We start from the raw sequence: 15,339 nt of genomic DNA, 5'->3' as shown, positions 1-15,339 counted from the left end.
AGGGCGTGCCGTCGGCACGCCCTTTTCGTTTCAGGCCAGCTTCCGCGGCAGCTCGCCGCCTTTGGTGAAGGCGTCGATCGCCTCGACCATCTGGCCGTAATGGATGCGCAGACCATCCGTGGTGGCGTAGCCCAGATGCGGCGTCAGCACGAGATTGTCGAGCTTGCGGAAGGGATGGTCGACCGGCAGCGGCTCGACCGAGAACACGTCCAAGCCTGCACCTGCGATCTTGCGCTGCTGCAAGACTTCCAGCAGCGCCTGCTCATCCACGATCGGCCCGCGCGCGGTGTTGACCAGGAAGGCCGTCGGTTTCATCCGCGCAAGATCCGCGCGGCTGACGAGGCCACGCGAGCGCTCGCTCAGCACCACGTGGATGGTGACGATGTCGGCCTTGGCGAACAGCTCCTCCTTGGAGGCGTAGCCGACGCCGGCCGCCGCACATTTCTCCGCGGTGAGGTTCGGGCTCCAGGCGATCACGTTCATGCCGAACGCCTTCGCAATGCCCGCCATCTTGCTGCCGAGCTTGCCGAGCCCGACGACGCCGAGCGTCAGCCCTTCGATCTCGACTCCGGCAAATGTCTGCCAGGACTCGCCCGCATGCATGCGCGCGTTCTCTCGGCCGATGCCGCGGGTCAATTCCAGGATCAGGCCCATCGTGAGCGGCGCCGTCGGATCGCGGGAATATTGCGTGCCGCCGATGGCGATGCCGCGCGCTTTCGCGGCCTCGATGTCGATCGCAGCGTTGCGCATGCCCGAGGTCAGCAGCAGCTTAAGCTTCGGCAGGCGATCGAACAGGCTCTTGGGAAACGCCGTGCGCTCGCGCATCGCGCAGATGATTTCGAAGTCGGTGAGCGCACTGGCTGCGGCCTGCTCGGAGGCGAAGGGATGGCTGAACACGGTGACGTCGACGCGATCCGACAATTTCGGCCAGTCGGCGACGTCGAGGGCGAGATTGAAATAGTCGTCGAGGATTGCGCAGCGCAGCCGGCTCATCAGCGTTCATCCATGGCGAGAGGTGAAGGCGCCAGGCGGGCGCCGTCATCGGAACCTGGCCATGGTTTGCGCGCAATCGCGCCGGCGCGCAAGCAGCCTGCGTCTTCAAAAGTCCGATAGGGATCGTCGCTCAGACGTCGCGGGGCTTCAGGCGGAACGGTGCATCCATGCCGTGCTTGGCGCGCCAGGCGGGGCCGGGGCCGCGCATGTAATGCAGTTCGGGCCGGTAGGGATTGAAGGCGGTGACGAAGAAGCGCTTCCAGAATGCCTTGATCTCCGAGGCGAACCCGGAGTCGCGCCCGGCTCCTGCCGGAACAGGAAGAGAATGGGTCTCGATCAGAGCCATGATGCGGCCTCGCTGTGCTCCCCGTTCGTTCTGAGCGGGTGGCGCTGTTTCCGCGCGAAACCGAGCTTTGGCCTGATTTATTAAAAGATGGTTTCAATTGTCCGGATCGGTGGCCGGATGGTTTCCTGCCCGTATTCATCCGTGGGTGAACGGACGGAAAACGTTGCCCTTTGGGGGCGGGATCGCTACATCGCTGGCGAAGCAAATTTCCTCAAATCGAAGGTTTCACGGGACCGATGGCGCGCCAGTTCATCTATTTCATGCAGGGCCTGACCAAGAGCTACCCGACCCGGAAGGTGCTCGATAACATCCATCTGAGCTTCTACCCGGACGCCAAGATCGGCGTGCTCGGCGTCAACGGCTCGGGTAAGTCGACCCTGCTCAAGATCATGGCCGGTCTCGACAAGGAATACACCGGCGAGGCCTGGGTCGCCGAGGGCGCCCGCGTCGGCTATCTCGAGCAGGAGCCGCAGCTCGATTCCAAGCTGACCGTGCGCGAAAACGTCATGCAGGGCGTCGCCAAGCAGAAGGCGATCCTGGACCGTTACAACGAGCTCGCGGTCAATTATTCCGACGAGACCGCCGACGAGATGACCAAGCTGCAGGACGAGATCGAGGCCCAGGGCCTGTGGGATCTCGACAGCAAGGTCGACCAGGCCATGGACGCGCTGCGCTGTCCGCCCGACGATGCCGACGTGACGAAACTCTCGGGCGGTGAGCGCCGCCGCGTCGCGCTGTGCCGCCTGCTGCTCGACCAGCCCGAGCTCTTGCTGCTGGACGAGCCGACCAACCATCTCGACGCGGAATCCGTGTCGTGGCTGGAAGGCCATTTGCGCAACTATCCCGGTGCGATCCTGATCGTCACCCACGACCGCTACTTCCTCGACAACGTCACGGGCTGGATCCTCGAGCTCGATCGCGGCCGCGGCATCCCGTACGAGGGCAATTACTCGTCCTGGCTGGTGCAGAAGCAGAAGCGTCTGGAGCAGGAGGGCCGCGAGGATGCGGCGCACCAGAAGACGCTCGCGCGCGAGCAGGAATGGGTGGCGTCCTCGCCCAAGGCACGCCAGGCCAAGTCGAAGGCGCGCTATCAGCGCTATGAGGAGCTGCTCAAGAAGGCGAGCGAGAAGCAGACCCAGACCGCGCAGATCATCATCCCGGTGGCCGAGCGGCTCGGCGCCAACGTGGTCGATTTCGAGGGGCTCAGCAAAGGCTTTGGCGATCGTCTCCTGATCGATGATCTCACCTTCAAGCTGCCGCCCGGCGGCATCGTCGGCGTGATCGGTCCCAACGGCGCCGGCAAGACCACGTTGTTCAGGATGATCACCGCTCAGGAGAAGCCGGACTCCGGCACGATCACGGTCGGCGAGACCGTGCATCTCGGTTACGTCGACCAGTCGCGCGACGCGCTCGACGGCAAGAAGACCGTGTGGGAGGAGATCTCTGGCGGCAACGAACTGATCCTGCTCGGCAAGAAGGAAGTCAACTCGCGCGGCTATTGCTCGTCGTTCAACTTCAAGGGCGCGGACCAGCAGAAGAAGGTCGGCGCGCTCTCGGGCGGTGAACGCAACCGCGTGCATCTGGCGAAAATGCTGAAGTCCGGCGCCAACGTCCTGCTGCTCGACGAGCCGACCAACGACCTCGACGTCGATACGCTGCGCGCGCTCGAAGAGGCGCTGGAGGATTTTGCCGGCTGCGCGGTCATCATCAGCCACGATCGCTGGTTCCTCGACCGCATCGCGACGCACATCCTCGCCTTCGAGGGCGATAGCCACGTCGAATGGTTCGAAGGCAATTTCCAGGACTACGAGAAGGACAAGATGCGCCGGCTCGGCCAGGACAGCATCATCCCGCACCGCGTGAAGTACAAGAAGCTGACGCGGTGATGGCGGCATGATGCGACGGGCGCTCATCGCTGCGGGGATCGTCATCGCCTGCAGCTGGTCGCCCGTCCGTGCTGCCGACGCCGCTTTCACCCAGTTCATCGCCTCGTTGTGGCCGGAGGCCCAACAGGCCGGCGTTTCGCGCGCAACGTTCGATGCGCAAACGCGCGGGCTGGAGCCCGATTACAAGCTGCCCGATCTGCTCTTGCCCGGGCGGCCGGCAACGGGTGCGCCGTCGCAGGCCGAGTTCGTGCAGGTGCCGGCCGACTACGTCAAGGAAGCCTCGATCGCGCGGCTTGCAGGCGAGGGGCAGCGGCTGCTCCAAAAGCATCGTACCTCGCTGAACGAGATCGAGAAGAAGTCCGGGGTGCCGGCGACCGTCATGCTCGCCATCTGGGGCCGCGAGACAGACTATGGCCGGCACACGTTGCCCTACGATCTGGTGCGCGTACTGGCGACGCAGGCCTATGTCGGACGCCGAAAGGATCAGTATCGCAACGAGTTCATTGCCGCGCTCAAGATCCTCGATGAAGGCGTCGTCACGCGCAAGGACATGCGCTCGTCCTGGGCCGGCGCGACCGGCCTCACCCAGTTCCTGCCGTCCGAATATTACAAGCATGGCGTCGATTTCGACGGCGACGGCCGCATCGACATCTGGCACTCGGTGCCGGATGCGCTGGCCTCGGCTGCGCAGCAGCTCGTCAACAAGGGCTGGCAGAGCGGCGTGCGCTGGGCTTACGAGGTGCAGGCGCCGGCGAAGGTCGATTGCACGACGGGCGTGCCGGAGGTGACGAAGCCGATCGGCCAATGGCTGCGCGAGGGTTTTGTCCCGGTACGCGGCCAAAAGCTCAGCGCCGCCGAGCAGGCGCAGCCGGCCTCGCTGCTCCAGCCCGAAGGCATCTACGGCCCGTCATTCCTGACCACGAAGAATTACTTCGTCATCAAGGAATACAATTTCTCCGATCTCTACGTGCTGTTCGTCGGCCATCTCAGCGACCGCATGACGAGCCCGCTGCCGTTCGCAACGCCCTGGTCCGCCTCGAAGCAATTGCGCACCAAGGACGTCGAGACCATGCAGCGCGAGCTGACGCGGATCGGGCTCTACAAGGACAAGATCGACGGCAAGGCCGGCATGCAGACCCGTGCGGCGCTTGGCGCCTATCAGAAGTCGGCGGGCCTCAAGGTCGATTGCTGGCCGAGCGAAGAGGTGCTGCGTTCGATCCAGGCGGCGCGATAGAGCATGATCCGGAAAAGTGTGAAGCGGTTTTCCGAAAAGATCATGCTCAAACAATAACCTAAAGCGCGATGACGCTTCATCCTAACCGCATCGCGCTTTAGCGTGCGCAAACAAAAAGCCCGGCCAATGCTCTCGGCCGGGCTTTCCGATCGCGGCGCGCATGCGCCAGGCAATCAGATCAGTAGCAAACGCGAACCGGACGGCTGACCCAGCCGTAGCCGTCCCAATAGCGCTCGCGGCGCCAGTAGCAGGGCGCGGGCGGCGGGGGCTCGGCGATGTAAACGGGGCCGCCATAGGCGGGACGGCTGGAGGCGATGGCGCCGCCGACGATGGCGCCACCGATCAGGCCGGCTGCGATACCGGCGCCGACGCCGTCATGGGCCTTCGCGGACGGAGCGGCGGTCACCAGCGAACCGGCGACCGTCGCGACCGTGAGCGCGGCAACTAAAGTCTTGTTCATGCTCTTGGCTCTCCTGGGAGATGGGTTCCTCCTGTTAGAGGCGCCCGGGTTTCAAAGGTTCACGCACACTCTGATGGAATTGGCCTTGCAGCTAGGAAGCGCGCAAATGGTCAATCCACGGTAAACGCACACGGAGCTGTGACGAGAAAAAGCGGTCTTTTTCAGGCCCTGAGATGAACGGCGCATCCGTAGTGAACCGGCTTGGCGCGCCTCAGCCGCAGACTCGGACGCGACGGACGCGCCAGGCATAGCCATCCCAGAAGCGCTGCTTCTGCCAGACGCAGCCGCCGTAATAGTCGTCGGCAACATAGCCTGGACCCGGGGCGTAGTAGCGCGGCGGGTAGTAGCCCGGCCCATAGTAGCCATAGCTAGGCCCGTAATAATACGGAGAAGCCAGCGCGCCGCCGACAATGGCGCCGCCGATGATCCCGGCGGCCACGCCTGCCGCGACACCGCGCTGGGCATGGGCCGGTGTTCCGGCCGTCAGGGCCAGAATGGCGACGGCAGCGACCGCCAGGAGCGACTTCTTCATTGCTTGACCTTTCAGACGAACACGCGGGAACCTTTGGGCCGCAAGGTTCCATATTCCGCTTGAATGATCAATGAACGGCACCTTTGCCGGAGACGACCAATTGGTATGGGTCCCACCGGGAGACGATGATGGGCAACGCGATGATTAATGCTTTGATTGCGGCCGGGATCGTTTTCGCGGTCGGCTACGGCTGGATCGCACATCTCCAGAACCGCGCACGGCGCTCCCGCGCTACCGCCGGCAGCCACGGAGGGAGTAGCGGGGAGAGCACCTATTCCGGGACGAATGACGGCTTCTCGCTGGGAAGCTGGTTTTCCGGCGGCAGTTCGGGGAGCTCTGGCGACGGCGCAAGCTGTTCCAGCAGCGATAGCAGCAGTAGCGGCGGCGACTGCGGAGGCGGTGGCGACGGCGGAGGAGGAGGCGGCGGTGGCGGCGACTAGTGGGCTACAATCTTGATCCAGCGCAAGAGCTTGATTTAGAGCCGTTCTAGGCTTTGATCAGGCCAGTTTGGAATAGCTTCAAATACCTGTTTTTCCTTTTGCATCCGGCCGGCCTGTTAAATATCGATGATGGCGCATCACCGAAGGGCCTGCCGCTTCCATGATCGTTTGTTCCTGTAATGTGCTGAGCGATGATGATATCCGCGCCGCCGTCGCCGAGTCCGACGACGCCGTGCGGCATGCCAAGCAGGTCTATGGCTGTCTCGGCTGCAGCGCCGAATGCGGGCGCTGCGCCCGGACGATCAAGAGTATCATCGACGAAGCGCTCGGCCCCTGTGCGCAGTCCTGCTGCGCCGGCTGCCCGCATAGCCACACCGTGGCCGCCAACGACGAGACCGCCGAACCCGCCGAGTTCGCCCTCGCGGCCTGTTGAAAACTTCCGCAACTCCGGCTGAGCTTTTCCCCGGCTGGGTTCCCGTAGCCGGTTGCTCTCGCTCGCAAAGTGATTTAGAAGCGTTCTAAACTCGGTTTGGGACCGATTTGGACTGCAAGAGCTGGAGTGAACCATGCAGGGCGACGCAAAAGTCATCGACTATCTCAACAAGGCGCTGCGTCACGAGCTGACTGCGATCAATCAGTACTGGCTGCATTACCGCTTCCTCGACAATTGGGGCCTGCTGGACATGGCCAAGGTCTGGCGCAAGGAATCCATCGAGGAGATGGAGCACGCCGACAAGCTCACCGAGCGGATCCTGTTCTTCGACGGCTTTCCGAACATGCAGGTGCTCGATCCCCTGCGCATCGGCCAGAACGTCAAGGAGATCATCGAGTGCGATCTCGCCGCCGAGATGAGCGCGCGGGCGCTCTATCAGGAAGCGGCGACCTACTGTCACAGCGCCAAGGACTATGTCACACGCGACCTGTTCGAGAAGCTGATGAGCGACGAGGAGCACCACATCGACTTCCTCGAGACCCAGCTCGATCTGATCGGCCGCATCGGCCTTGAGCTCTACACCCAGAAGCATGTCGGCGGGCTCGAGGGCGAGGGGCACTAAGCTCGGGCCTGGCTCCCTCCATCGTCATGGCCGGGCTTGACCCCGGCCATCCACGTGTTGCCGCACGACGCTTCGTTTTGCGGAACCGCTCTTGGCTACAGCTGCGTCTTGTAGAGCTCTTCCACGGCCTCCTGGCTCGCCGGTTCGCCGAGGCCGGTCTGCTCGTGAATGACCGTGACGATGCTCGGCATCACCGAGCGCTGCACCTTCTCCGACCCCCACAGCTTCGAGCGCATCAGCGCCTTGCCGCAATGGAAATAGACCTCGCTGACCGCGACGTTCAGCACCGCGCGCGGCGGCTTGCCGAATTCCACCATCGAGGCGAGCAGATCCGGGTCGGCCGACAGCGTGCCGCGGCCGCCGACGCGCAGCGTCTCCTCGATGCCCGGCACGAAGAACAGCAAATGCACGAAGCCTGAGCCTTCGACGACGTTGCGGAAACTGTCGATGCGGTTGTTGCCGGAGCGGTCGGGCATCAGCAGCTGGTTGGGGCCGGCGACGCGGACGAAGCCGATGCCGCCGCCGCGCGGCGAAGCGTCGACGCTGCCGTCCGCTCCCGATGTCGCGAGCACGCAGAATGGCGACATCTCGATGAATTTCTTCGCATGCGCATCGATCGCGGGCCGTGCCTTCGCGATCACGCGCGGGCTCGGCTTGGCATAGATGGTGGCGAGGTCTTCGGCGCTAAGATTGGTCAACGGCGTGCCTCTGCTTCAGCTGGGCTTCAAGCTACCCGATCGGGCCGTCGCCAGCCAATGGAAATCACCAAGGCGCGTTACACCGCATCCGCCGGCACGAAGCAGCTGATGATGATGGAGCCGCGGTGGTGGACGTACCACACCACGGCCTGGCCGATCGGATTGCCCTGGTCGCGGATGATGGCGCGTCCGGGCACCTCGATCCATTGTCCCTCGATCGGCACCCAATAAGCGCCATTGCGCACGTCATACTCGGTGCGATGGCCATCGGAGATGTCGCAGCAGGGAACCCCGTTCGGCGCGATCACGCTCTTGAACCAGGCGCGGATGTCGGGCGGAACGTGGTCGTATTGGCCATTGTCGCGCGCGAACGCAACGTTTGCCAGCGCTGTCGTCGCAACCAACCAAACGCACAGTGCGAGCCTGTGCATGCGATCCTCCTCGTCGCGTATCGTGCCATGGGCGCGCGATTGTCCTGCGCGTCTTTCCCTATCGTTGGCACGGATTAAGCCTGAGCCGTCACTGCAATGCATGCTCAAATAATATGCGATGCCGGCGCCCCCGCTTATGATGCGCTGCGAGATCAGCTTGTGGCGCATCCACCAAGTCGGTCGCAGAAGCGAGAAGGCGGATGTAGGATTTCGGCTCGGACCTTCGTCTTAAGGAAAACGCCGGGAGAAAGTGCATGTGCCGCAACATCAAGACGCTGTTCAACTTCGAGCCGCCGGCGACGGAGGATGAGATCCACGCCAGCGCGCTGCAATTCGTGCGAAAGCTGTCGGGTTTCAACAAGCCGTCGCAGGCCAACGAGGCGGCGTTCGATCGTGCGGTGGCCGAGGTCTCCGAGGCGGCGCGAAAACTCCTGACCTCGCTGCATACGAACGCGCCGGCGCGCGACCGCGAGGTTGAGGCGGAGAAGGCGAAAGAGCGTTCGCGGCTGCGCTTCGGTACGTGAGGTCAGGCAGCGTGCTCCGTGATCTGGCTCACGGTATCTGCTGCCTCGGCTTGCGATGGTGGCGGCCGGGGTTTTGATCGCCCGGAGCACGACATGAGCCACCCCCTTCTTCCTTTGAAAGCAGGTGCCATCGTCTTCACGCTGCTGTGGACCGCGTGGATGATGTGGTGGAGCGGCTCGTTCTCGAGCGCGAACGTGATCATCCTCGCCCTGTGCGGCGCGGCGGTCGGCTATTTCTGGTATCGCGCCATGCGCTGGCAATTCGAGCGCATGGGCATGCTGCCGCGGCGCGAGGATCGGCCCGACTAGACCCGTCGGCTATCCTTGCCCTGCTTCTTCTTTTTCTTTTTCTTCCTGTGATCGTCGACGTCATCGCCCTCGTCATCGACGATTGCCTCGTCGGTCTCCTGGACGGCGGCTTCGAGCGCTTCGCGCTCGGCGGCTTCGCGCTCGCGTTGGCGGCGGCGTTCGTCCCAGGCATCGAAGAGCTGGTCGAGCCAGGGCAGCACCTGCTCGATCGACGGCAATTGGCCGGGCGGACCCGGCTCGCCGCGCGGGCCTTGCGGCCCCGCCGGTCCCTGCGGCCCGGCAGGTCCCGGTGCGCCGGCTGGCCCACGCGGACCGGCTTCGCCCTGTTTGCCTTGCGGACCGGGCTTGCCGGGCGGCCCGGCCTTTCCGACCGGGCCCGGCTTGCCCTGCGGCCCGGGCTTGCCGCGTGCGCCGTCGGGGCCGCGCCGGCCCGGATGCCCCTGTGGCCCCGGCCGTCCCGGCTCGCCTTGCCGCCCGCGAGGCCCCTGAGGCCCCGGCCGTCGTCCCTGGTCGTCTGCCACGCCACCGCTCCCTTCACCTGGAGCAAGCTACTTAGCGGCGTTTGACGACAGCAGCAATTCCGCCCGCGCTTCGTGCCGGGCTTGATCAACATCAATCGGCGGCGCGAGCGGCCGCCTCATCGATCGCGCGTGGCTGCGCAGCGCGTCGTCGCTGGCCGATTGATGTCGTGCGCTAATCCTGACATGCGGGCACCTCGATGCCGGAGGCGGCATAGAGCCTGATCTTGTTGCGCAGCGTGCGTACGGAAAGGCCGAGCACGCGCGAGGCGCGCGTGCGGTTGCCGTCACAGCGCGCCAGCGTCTGGATCACGAGCTCACGCTCGACCTCGTCGACGGTGGCACCGATCAGAAGCGGAACGATCTGGTTCGGGGCAAGGAATTGTGCGTCCGGCCCGGACGCGGCGACATGAACAGTGGTCATCAAAACACCTCCCGATCAACGCCCGCTTCCATCGTCGGAAGCGGATCGAGAACCAACGACCCCCAAGCCGTGAATCTACGGTGGTCCGGTTTGGTTAATGAAAGGTTAATTGGAGGGGCTGCACCGAATTGATCTTGAGAATGCCCAGATGCCGCCGCGATTGGTGCGAGCCTCGCGTCCCTCACACCGTGCGATAGCCGCCGTCCACCATCACGATGGTTCCGGTGACATAGGCCGACAGATCGGAGGCGAGGAACACCGCGGGGCCGACGATGTCCTCGGGCTTGCCGGTGCGCGCCAGTGGGGTGTGATCGATGAAGGCCTGCACCAGCGCCGGATTGGTCGCGCGCACGTTGGCGTTGATGTTGGTCTCGATGAAGCCGGGGCCGATCGCGTTGACGCGCACGCCTTCCTTGCCGAGCTCGACCGCGAGCGCCTTGGTGAAGCCGAGCACGCCGTGTTTCGAGGTGGTGTAGGCCGCCGAGCTCGGCGTGCGCAGATGCACGAAGGACTGGATCGAGCCGATATTGACGATGCGGCCTTTGCTGGCGCGCAAGGGCGCGAGGAACGCCTGCGTCACGTTGAAGACGCCGGTGAGGTTGAGCGAGATGATGTCGTTCCAGTCCTTCGCCACCGTCTCGGTCTCCGCGGTGAAGGCGTTGCGGCGGGTGATGCCGGCATTGTTGACGAGGATCGAGACCTGCCCGATTTTGTCCGCGATCTGCCTGGCGAGCGCGAAGCAATCCTCGCGCCTGACGACGTCGAGCGCAAAGCTCTCGGCCTTGCCGCCCGCTGTCCGGATCTCCTGCGCGGCCTCCGCCGCCGTCTCGGCGTTGACGTCGAGCAGCACGACCTGCGCGCCCTCCCGCGCATAGCCGGTGGCGATCGCCCGGCCGATTCCGGAACCTGCGCCGGTGACGACAGCGATGTGGTTTGCGAGCAGCGCCATGGCAGTTTCCTCCCGTTTTCGTTTCGAAGTTTCACGAAACGCTAACGCGAAATTAAGGGGTCGGAAACGGCGGCCTTGGCATACTGATCCTGATTGCTAAACGTTGCGCGCATGATGGAACGGCTCGAAACCTGGAAACTCGCTCTGGAGCGGCTGCGTTCGGCGCAAGCGCCTGACTGGGCCGAGGCCGGCCGGCTGGTGGCCGAGATCGCGCGGATGAGCAGCGACGTCACGCTGCGCCAAGCTGCCGAGCAGGCGCTGCCGGTGCTGCGCCAGGCAGTCGACAATGACGATCATAGCGTGACGCTGGCGGCCCAGCGCCGTATCAGTGTGGTGCTCGAGGTCGTGCACGATCTGACCGCGCCGCGCTTCGGCCGCCGCAACGCCGCGCCGAAGAAGCTTTCCAGCGAGGACCGCGCCCGCAAGGTGCTCGGCCTGCCGCTCGCGGTGCAGCTCACTTGCGAGGACATCAACCAGGCCTATCGCCGCGCCGCCAAGGGCCTGCATCCCGACCAGGGCGGCAGCGCCGAAGCCTTCATCGACCTCGCCGCCGCGCGCGACATCCTGATCCATCCCCGCGCGTACAAGGACGCGTGAGCGTCTCGGGCCTTCGAAAAGCAAACCGGGCAAGGACGCCCTCGTCCTTGCCCGGTTCTTCGTCCGCCGATCGATTATCTTACCACTTGCAGCTGCCGCTCTTGAGCGCGGCGTCCTTGACCATGAGTGCATCGACGAAGGTCGGCACGCTGGCGCTGGCGCGGTGATAGCCGGCCGGCCACGGCGTGGTCGGGATGCTCTCGTCCCAGATCTGGCAGAAGCCGGTGTCCTGCCAGCGGATCAGATGATAGCTGGCTTCGGCCGGGCTCGCGGCGACGAACGCGGTGACGGCAAGACCGGCGGCAGCGCACAGCATGGAAATACGACGCATGATCAGCTCCTCAAATGAATGATGTGATGCGCCTCCCGACAATGACGGGGAGGGTGGTGCGGGACGCGCTTGGCACGCGCCCCGGACAAGATGTGAGTAGTTCCACCCGCCGCCGAGGTTCAAAAAATGTGCGTGGGACAGGTCTGATGGCGGCCGGGGAAACGCTTCAGGCCACTCAAAGCAAAAGGGCGGATCGCCCGCGCGACCCGCCCTTCAAGCGCTACTCTCGCGTCCGGCTCAGAGCGTGCACTTCCGCTCGGCGCGCATCTTGATCTGCAGGTCCGAGGCCTGCTGGAAGGTCGGGAACGGCTTGCTGACGACCTTGTAGGTAGAGACCCCGAACTGGAACGGCTTGTACTGCAGGTCCTCGTTCCAGACCTGGCAGATGCCGGTGTTGTCCCAGCGGATCACGTAATAGCCGACCTTCGCGGAGGCGGGCACGGCGAACACGGAACTAGCGATGCCGGCAACGGCACTGAGCGCGAGAAGGCGACGCATGAAGTATCTCCTGGTGGGACATGGGTGGTGGGACATGGGACCGAAAAAATTCGTGCGGTAAAAGCAGGTCCTTTGCAAGCCGGGGGGCCGCCATTCACGGACATGTCAGCTGTGCCCAACGCATTTGGTTTGGACGCGTGCCCGATAGGTCACACGCAGCTGACTAGGCTCCTACTTGGCCAGCGAAGCGACCGCCTCGATCTCGATCAGCATCTTCGGATCGGGCAGCGCCTGCACCACGCAAGTCGTGCGCGCCGGGTACGGCGGCGGGCCGAAGGCGCCGGCATAGAGCGCGTTCATCGCGGCGACGTCCGAGGCGCGGGTCAGGAGCACGTTGACCTTGACGAGATCATGCATGCCGGCGCCGGCCTCGCCCAGCACGCGCTTGATGTTGACGACGACATTGGCGAACTGCGCCTCGAAGCCATCAGGCAACGCGCCTGATACATCGAAGCCGGGAATGCCGGAGACGAACAGGAGGTCGCCAACCCGCGTCGCAAAGGACAGCGGCGGCGCCTTGACGTGCGGCGGGGGCGCGAAATGCTGGATCGGCATGGGATCACCTCAGGACGGGGGCGGACGCAGGAGCGTAGCGGCTGGCGCGGGGATGCTCAAAACAAAAGTGCGAAAACAACCCCATGCACAGTAGGCGCCGCACGGAAATCATTGATGTTTTCCAGAATTCGCCAAACGCGAAGCATTCGGTTGCTCCGTCGGGCAAAACAGGGGCATTATGGCATGCTGGCGGTTGGTGGTCTTCGCCTCTCCCCGCGTGCGGGGAGAGGCCGGAATTTGCGGAGCAAATTTCGGGTGAGGGGGAGTCTCCGCGAGTCCGACTGCCAGTGCATGTGCGGAGGCGGCCCCTCACCCCAGCCCTCTCCCCGCAAGAACGGGGAGAGGGAGCGCACCGTGCTTGCGGGGAATCCTGCCGCTTCGCCTTGAGCCCTCCGCCCCATCATGTTGCCGCCGCGATCGATCAGGTACATTCGCTCCGTCTGATTCGAATCCTCCTTTAAAAAACAGCCCCCGGAGACCCCCATGAAGCTCGCATCCACCCTCCGCGCCGCGTGCGTCGCCATCGTCGCCCTGGCTGGCCTCTCGACGACGGCGCAGGCCGACAGCGGCTTCGTGACGCTGACGATCTACAAGGCGGGCTGGATCATCGGCGGCTCCGGCGGCTCGGGCGTGCTCAACTTCCGCGGCCGCTCTTACGGGCTTTCCACGGGTGGCCTCGACTACGGCCTCGTGTTCGGGGGATCCAAGACCGTGCTGCGCGGCCGCGTCTCCAACATCAACCGTCCCTCCGACGTTGCCGGCGTCTACGGCGCCGCCGGTGCCGGCATCGCCGTCGGCTCCGGCGCCCGCGCCATCGTGCTGACCAACCAGAAGGGCGCAGTGCTGGAGCTGTCGGGCACGCAGGTGGGGTTGATGGCGAATGCGGATCTCAGCGGGCTTGCGATCACGATGCGGTAGAAGACGGTGCCGTAGGGTGGGTTAGCCCTGCGGATCCGCGCAGCGAATCCGCGGGGCGTAACCCACCTCTTTGGCGTCTCCGGAGACGAACAGTGGTGGGTTACGCTTCGGACAGCGCTTCGCGCCGCCCGAAGCTGACCCACCCTACGATTTCTCGACCCTCGCATGCACCCGCTCGCAATGCGCGACGATGTTGGCGTGCGCATCGACGAAGGCCTTCAGCGGCGTCGGGATCGGAAAGTAATAGATGTTGGCGATGAAGCCGTAGATGCCGGCATCAACGCTCGTCGGCGCCGCGCCGTGTACGAAGCCTTGCGCCGGCGCGATGTCCGCCAGCACCTGCAAGTCAGCGAGCCCCCGCGCGTAGGCCTGCTCGGGCGTGTAGCGACCGATGCCCTGGAAGTGATAGCGCTGCGCGTTGTAGGCCTTGGCCTTCTCGAAGCCGGTAGGGTCGATCTGCGGATGCTGCGCGATGAAGGCGTCGCGGAACGCCGGATAGAAGCGCTCGTCCTTCCAGCGCGAATAGGACATCACCCAGTAGAGATCGTCCAGCATGCGCGTGACGAGATGGTCGGTGCGGCGCTGTTCCGATGACAAGCCGGCGTCGATCGTGAGGCGGTATTTCTTAGTCGCGTGCGCGATGATGGTCTCGCTGTCGCCGATGATCTCGCTGTCGTCGACGATGTAAGGCAGCTGCCCGCGCGGCGCGGCCGAGGCATCGAAGACGTGCTCATGCACGAACGGCACGCCCGCGAGCTTGAGGAACGCATAGACCTTGAGGCCGTAGCCGTTGTTGTCGGCGACGCCGAAGAGTTCTGGGTAGGAGTAGAGGGTCAGCATGGGCGGGCTCCTCCGGGGTGGCGGAGGCCAGCATGCTAGGGAGTGGAAACGGATGCAATCCTCGTGGCCCGCATGAGCGCAGCGACATGCGGGAATGGGGTCCCCGGATATCGCTTGCGCTCATCCGGGCTACGTCAGAGCGCCATTTGCGAATTGCCTTTTGCGCAATAGGATGACCGCGATCCTCTGGTCCGGGAGATGACGATGGCCATCAACAAGGACAAGATCGACGACGTGAGACTTCGCCCATGACCCGCGACGAATTGGTCGCTGCCTATGCGGCGCCCGGCCGCCACTATCACAATCTCGCGCATATCGAGGATTGCCTGGCGGCGCTCGCGCGGATCGATGGTCTCTCGGTCGCCGAGCGCGAGACGCTGTCGGAAGCGATCTGGTGGCACGACGCCGTCTACGATCCGACGCGGACGGACAACGAGGAGCGCAGCGCGGAGCTCGCCGAGCAGCACGTCCGCGCCGAGCTTCGCCAGGAGGTCGGCCGCCTGATCCGCTTGACCAAAACGCACGACGTTCCGCCCGGCGATCGTCTCGGGGCGATCCTGATCTCGATCGACCTCAGCATTCTCGGCGCCGATCCCGCCCGCTACGATGCCTATGCCGCCGCGATCCGCCGGGAGTTCAGCCATGTCGCCGAGGAGGACTATCGGGCCGGCCGCGCCCGCGTGCTGCGCCGTTTCGCGGCACGCGAGGTCATCTTTCCCGATCCGGCCTTCGCCGCGATGTTCGATCGGCAAGCCCGTGCCAACCTCGCCCGCGAGCTGGCCAAGCTGAGCTGAAGCGGGC

General features: G+C 64.6%; 23 protein-coding genes. 10 read left to right on the top strand and 13 right to left on the bottom strand.

Annotated features, from left to right (window positions below):
* Positions 1–30: 30 nt before the first annotated feature.
* Positions 31–993, bottom strand: coding sequence for a D-2-hydroxyacid dehydrogenase family protein (locus I6F28_RS01530; protein WP_225134538.1), 963 nt, complete (start codon positions 991–993; stop codon positions 31–33).
* Positions 994–1,123: 130 nt separating this feature from the next.
* Complete coding sequence (locus tag I6F28_RS01525) at positions 1,124–1,339, bottom strand: hypothetical protein (protein WP_036013194.1); 216 nt, start codon at positions 1,337–1,339, stop codon at positions 1,124–1,126.
* 236 nt (positions 1,340–1,575) lie between these two features.
* On the opposite strand from I6F28_RS01525, the gene ettA reads away from it, so the two are divergent.
* The gene (gene ettA, locus I6F28_RS01520) at positions 1,576–3,225 is read left to right on the top strand and encodes an energy-dependent translational throttle protein EttA (RefSeq protein ID WP_225126038.1); all 1,650 of its coding nucleotides are present in this window, start codon (positions 1,576–1,578) and stop codon (positions 3,223–3,225) included.
* 7 nt (positions 3,226–3,232) lie between these two features.
* Positions 3,233–4,459 carry a lytic murein transglycosylase gene (locus I6F28_RS01515; RefSeq protein WP_225126037.1) on the top strand — a complete coding sequence of 409 codons (1,227 nt, stop codon included), beginning with the start codon at positions 3,233–3,235 and terminating at the stop codon, positions 4,457–4,459.
* A 178-nt stretch (positions 4,460–4,637) separates the two neighbouring features.
* On the opposite strand, the gene I6F28_RS01510 is transcribed toward I6F28_RS01515, so the two are convergent.
* Both I6F28_RS01510 and I6F28_RS01505 read right to left on the bottom strand, forming a co-directional pair.
* Complete coding sequence (locus I6F28_RS01510; protein WP_036013199.1) at positions 4,638–4,919, bottom strand: hypothetical protein; 282 nt, start codon at positions 4,917–4,919, stop codon at positions 4,638–4,640.
* A 211-nt stretch (positions 4,920–5,130) separates the two neighbouring features.
* Positions 5,131–5,451, bottom strand: a complete 321-nt coding sequence (locus tag I6F28_RS01505; RefSeq protein ID WP_057026972.1) for a hypothetical protein — start codon at positions 5,449–5,451, stop codon at positions 5,131–5,133.
* Between the two features lie 125 nt (positions 5,452–5,576).
* On the opposite strand from I6F28_RS01505, the gene I6F28_RS01500 reads away from it, so the two are divergent.
* The 3 genes from I6F28_RS01500 to bfr all read left to right on the top strand — a co-directional run bounded on the left by I6F28_RS01500 (position 5,577) and on the right by bfr (position 6,946).
* Positions 5,577–5,891 (top strand): hypothetical protein, encoded by a 315-nt coding sequence (locus tag I6F28_RS01500; protein WP_225126036.1) that lies wholly within the window; start codon positions 5,577–5,579, stop codon positions 5,889–5,891.
* A gap of 160 nt (positions 5,892–6,051) precedes the next feature.
* Positions 6,052–6,324, top strand: coding sequence for a (2Fe-2S)-binding protein (locus I6F28_RS01495; protein ID WP_036013202.1), 273 nt, complete (start codon positions 6,052–6,054; stop codon positions 6,322–6,324).
* Positions 6,325–6,457: 133 nt separating this feature from the next.
* Entirely contained in the window at positions 6,458–6,946 is a 489-nt protein-coding gene (gene bfr, locus I6F28_RS01490; RefSeq protein ID WP_036013205.1) for a bacterioferritin, read from the top strand.
* Between the two features lie 95 nt (positions 6,947–7,041).
* On the opposite strand, the gene I6F28_RS01485 is transcribed toward bfr, so the two are convergent.
* Together I6F28_RS01485 and I6F28_RS01480 are read right to left on the bottom strand one after the other, a co-directional pair.
* The gene (locus I6F28_RS01485) at positions 7,042–7,644 is read right to left on the bottom strand and encodes an MSMEG_1061 family FMN-dependent PPOX-type flavoprotein (RefSeq protein ID WP_225139114.1); all 603 of its coding nucleotides are present in this window, start codon (positions 7,642–7,644) and stop codon (positions 7,042–7,044) included.
* Between the two features lie 77 nt (positions 7,645–7,721).
* Positions 7,722–8,075, bottom strand: coding sequence for a hypothetical protein (locus tag I6F28_RS01480; protein ID WP_036013289.1), 354 nt, complete (start codon positions 8,073–8,075; stop codon positions 7,722–7,724).
* A gap of 254 nt (positions 8,076–8,329) precedes the next feature.
* Between I6F28_RS01480 and I6F28_RS01475 the strand changes: the two genes are divergently transcribed.
* Together I6F28_RS01475 and I6F28_RS01470 are read left to right on the top strand one after the other, a co-directional pair.
* Positions 8,330–8,599, top strand: coding sequence for a DUF2277 domain-containing protein (locus tag I6F28_RS01475; protein ID WP_036013210.1), 270 nt, complete (start codon positions 8,330–8,332; stop codon positions 8,597–8,599).
* 93 nt (positions 8,600–8,692) lie between these two features.
* A complete protein-coding gene (locus tag I6F28_RS01470) occupies positions 8,693–8,908 on the top strand; it encodes a hypothetical protein (RefSeq protein WP_036013212.1) in 216 nt (71 codons plus the stop codon).
* On the opposite strand, the gene I6F28_RS01465 is transcribed toward I6F28_RS01470, so the two are convergent.
* The 3 genes from I6F28_RS01465 to I6F28_RS01455 all read right to left on the bottom strand — a co-directional run bounded on the left by I6F28_RS01465 (position 8,905) and on the right by I6F28_RS01455 (position 10,799).
* Positions 8,905–9,429, bottom strand: a complete 525-nt coding sequence (locus tag I6F28_RS01465) for a collagen-like triple helix repeat-containing protein (RefSeq protein ID WP_036013214.1) — start codon at positions 9,427–9,429, stop codon at positions 8,905–8,907. The genes I6F28_RS01470 and I6F28_RS01465 overlap by 4 nt on opposite strands.
* Positions 9,430–9,601: 172 nt before the next feature.
* A complete protein-coding gene (locus I6F28_RS01460; protein WP_225115104.1) occupies positions 9,602–9,850 on the bottom strand; it encodes a helix-turn-helix domain-containing protein in 249 nt (82 codons plus the stop codon).
* 181 nt (positions 9,851–10,031) lie between these two features.
* Positions 10,032–10,799, bottom strand: coding sequence for an SDR family NAD(P)-dependent oxidoreductase (locus I6F28_RS01455; RefSeq protein WP_225139113.1), 768 nt, complete (start codon positions 10,797–10,799; stop codon positions 10,032–10,034).
* Between the two features lie 111 nt (positions 10,800–10,910).
* Here I6F28_RS01455 and I6F28_RS01450 point away from each other — a divergent pair, with 111 nt between their 5' ends.
* On the top strand, positions 10,911–11,396 hold the full coding sequence (locus tag I6F28_RS01450) for a J domain-containing protein (protein WP_225139112.1): 486 nt from the start codon (positions 10,911–10,913) through the stop codon (positions 11,394–11,396).
* A gap of 79 nt (positions 11,397–11,475) precedes the next feature.
* On the opposite strand, the gene I6F28_RS01445 is transcribed toward I6F28_RS01450, so the two are convergent.
* The 3 genes from I6F28_RS01445 to I6F28_RS01435 form a co-directional block, all read right to left on the bottom strand.
* The gene (locus I6F28_RS01445; RefSeq protein WP_036013225.1) at positions 11,476–11,727 is read right to left on the bottom strand and encodes a hypothetical protein; all 252 of its coding nucleotides are present in this window, start codon (positions 11,725–11,727) and stop codon (positions 11,476–11,478) included.
* A 237-nt stretch (positions 11,728–11,964) separates the two neighbouring features.
* Positions 11,965–12,225, bottom strand: a complete 261-nt coding sequence (locus tag I6F28_RS01440; protein WP_057026969.1) for a hypothetical protein — start codon at positions 12,223–12,225, stop codon at positions 11,965–11,967.
* Positions 12,226–12,396: 171 nt separating this feature from the next.
* Positions 12,397–12,780 carry a RidA family protein gene (locus I6F28_RS01435; protein ID WP_036013230.1) on the bottom strand — a complete coding sequence of 128 codons (384 nt, stop codon included), beginning with the start codon at positions 12,778–12,780 and terminating at the stop codon, positions 12,397–12,399.
* A gap of 483 nt (positions 12,781–13,263) precedes the next feature.
* On the opposite strand from I6F28_RS01435, the gene I6F28_RS01430 reads away from it, so the two are divergent.
* A complete protein-coding gene (locus I6F28_RS01430) occupies positions 13,264–13,698 on the top strand; it encodes a hypothetical protein (protein WP_036013234.1) in 435 nt (144 codons plus the stop codon).
* A gap of 144 nt (positions 13,699–13,842) precedes the next feature.
* Here I6F28_RS01430 and I6F28_RS01425 read toward each other — a convergent pair whose 3' ends face one another.
* On the bottom strand, positions 13,843–14,538 hold the full coding sequence (locus I6F28_RS01425; protein WP_225139111.1) for a glutathione S-transferase family protein: 696 nt from the start codon (positions 14,536–14,538) through the stop codon (positions 13,843–13,845).
* Positions 14,539–14,786: 248 nt separating this feature from the next.
* Between I6F28_RS01425 and I6F28_RS01420 the strand changes: the two genes are divergently transcribed.
* A complete protein-coding gene (locus tag I6F28_RS01420; protein WP_225139110.1) occupies positions 14,787–15,332 on the top strand; it encodes an HD domain-containing protein in 546 nt (181 codons plus the stop codon).
* Positions 15,333–15,339 lie beyond the last annotated feature (7 nt).

Origin of the sequence: Bradyrhizobium sp. NBAIM14 (genome assembly GCF_020193895.1) — a bacterium.
Lineage (GTDB): Bacteria > Pseudomonadota > Alphaproteobacteria > Rhizobiales > Xanthobacteraceae > Bradyrhizobium > Bradyrhizobium yuanmingense.
This window is presented reverse-complemented; position numbering and strand designations above follow the sequence as displayed.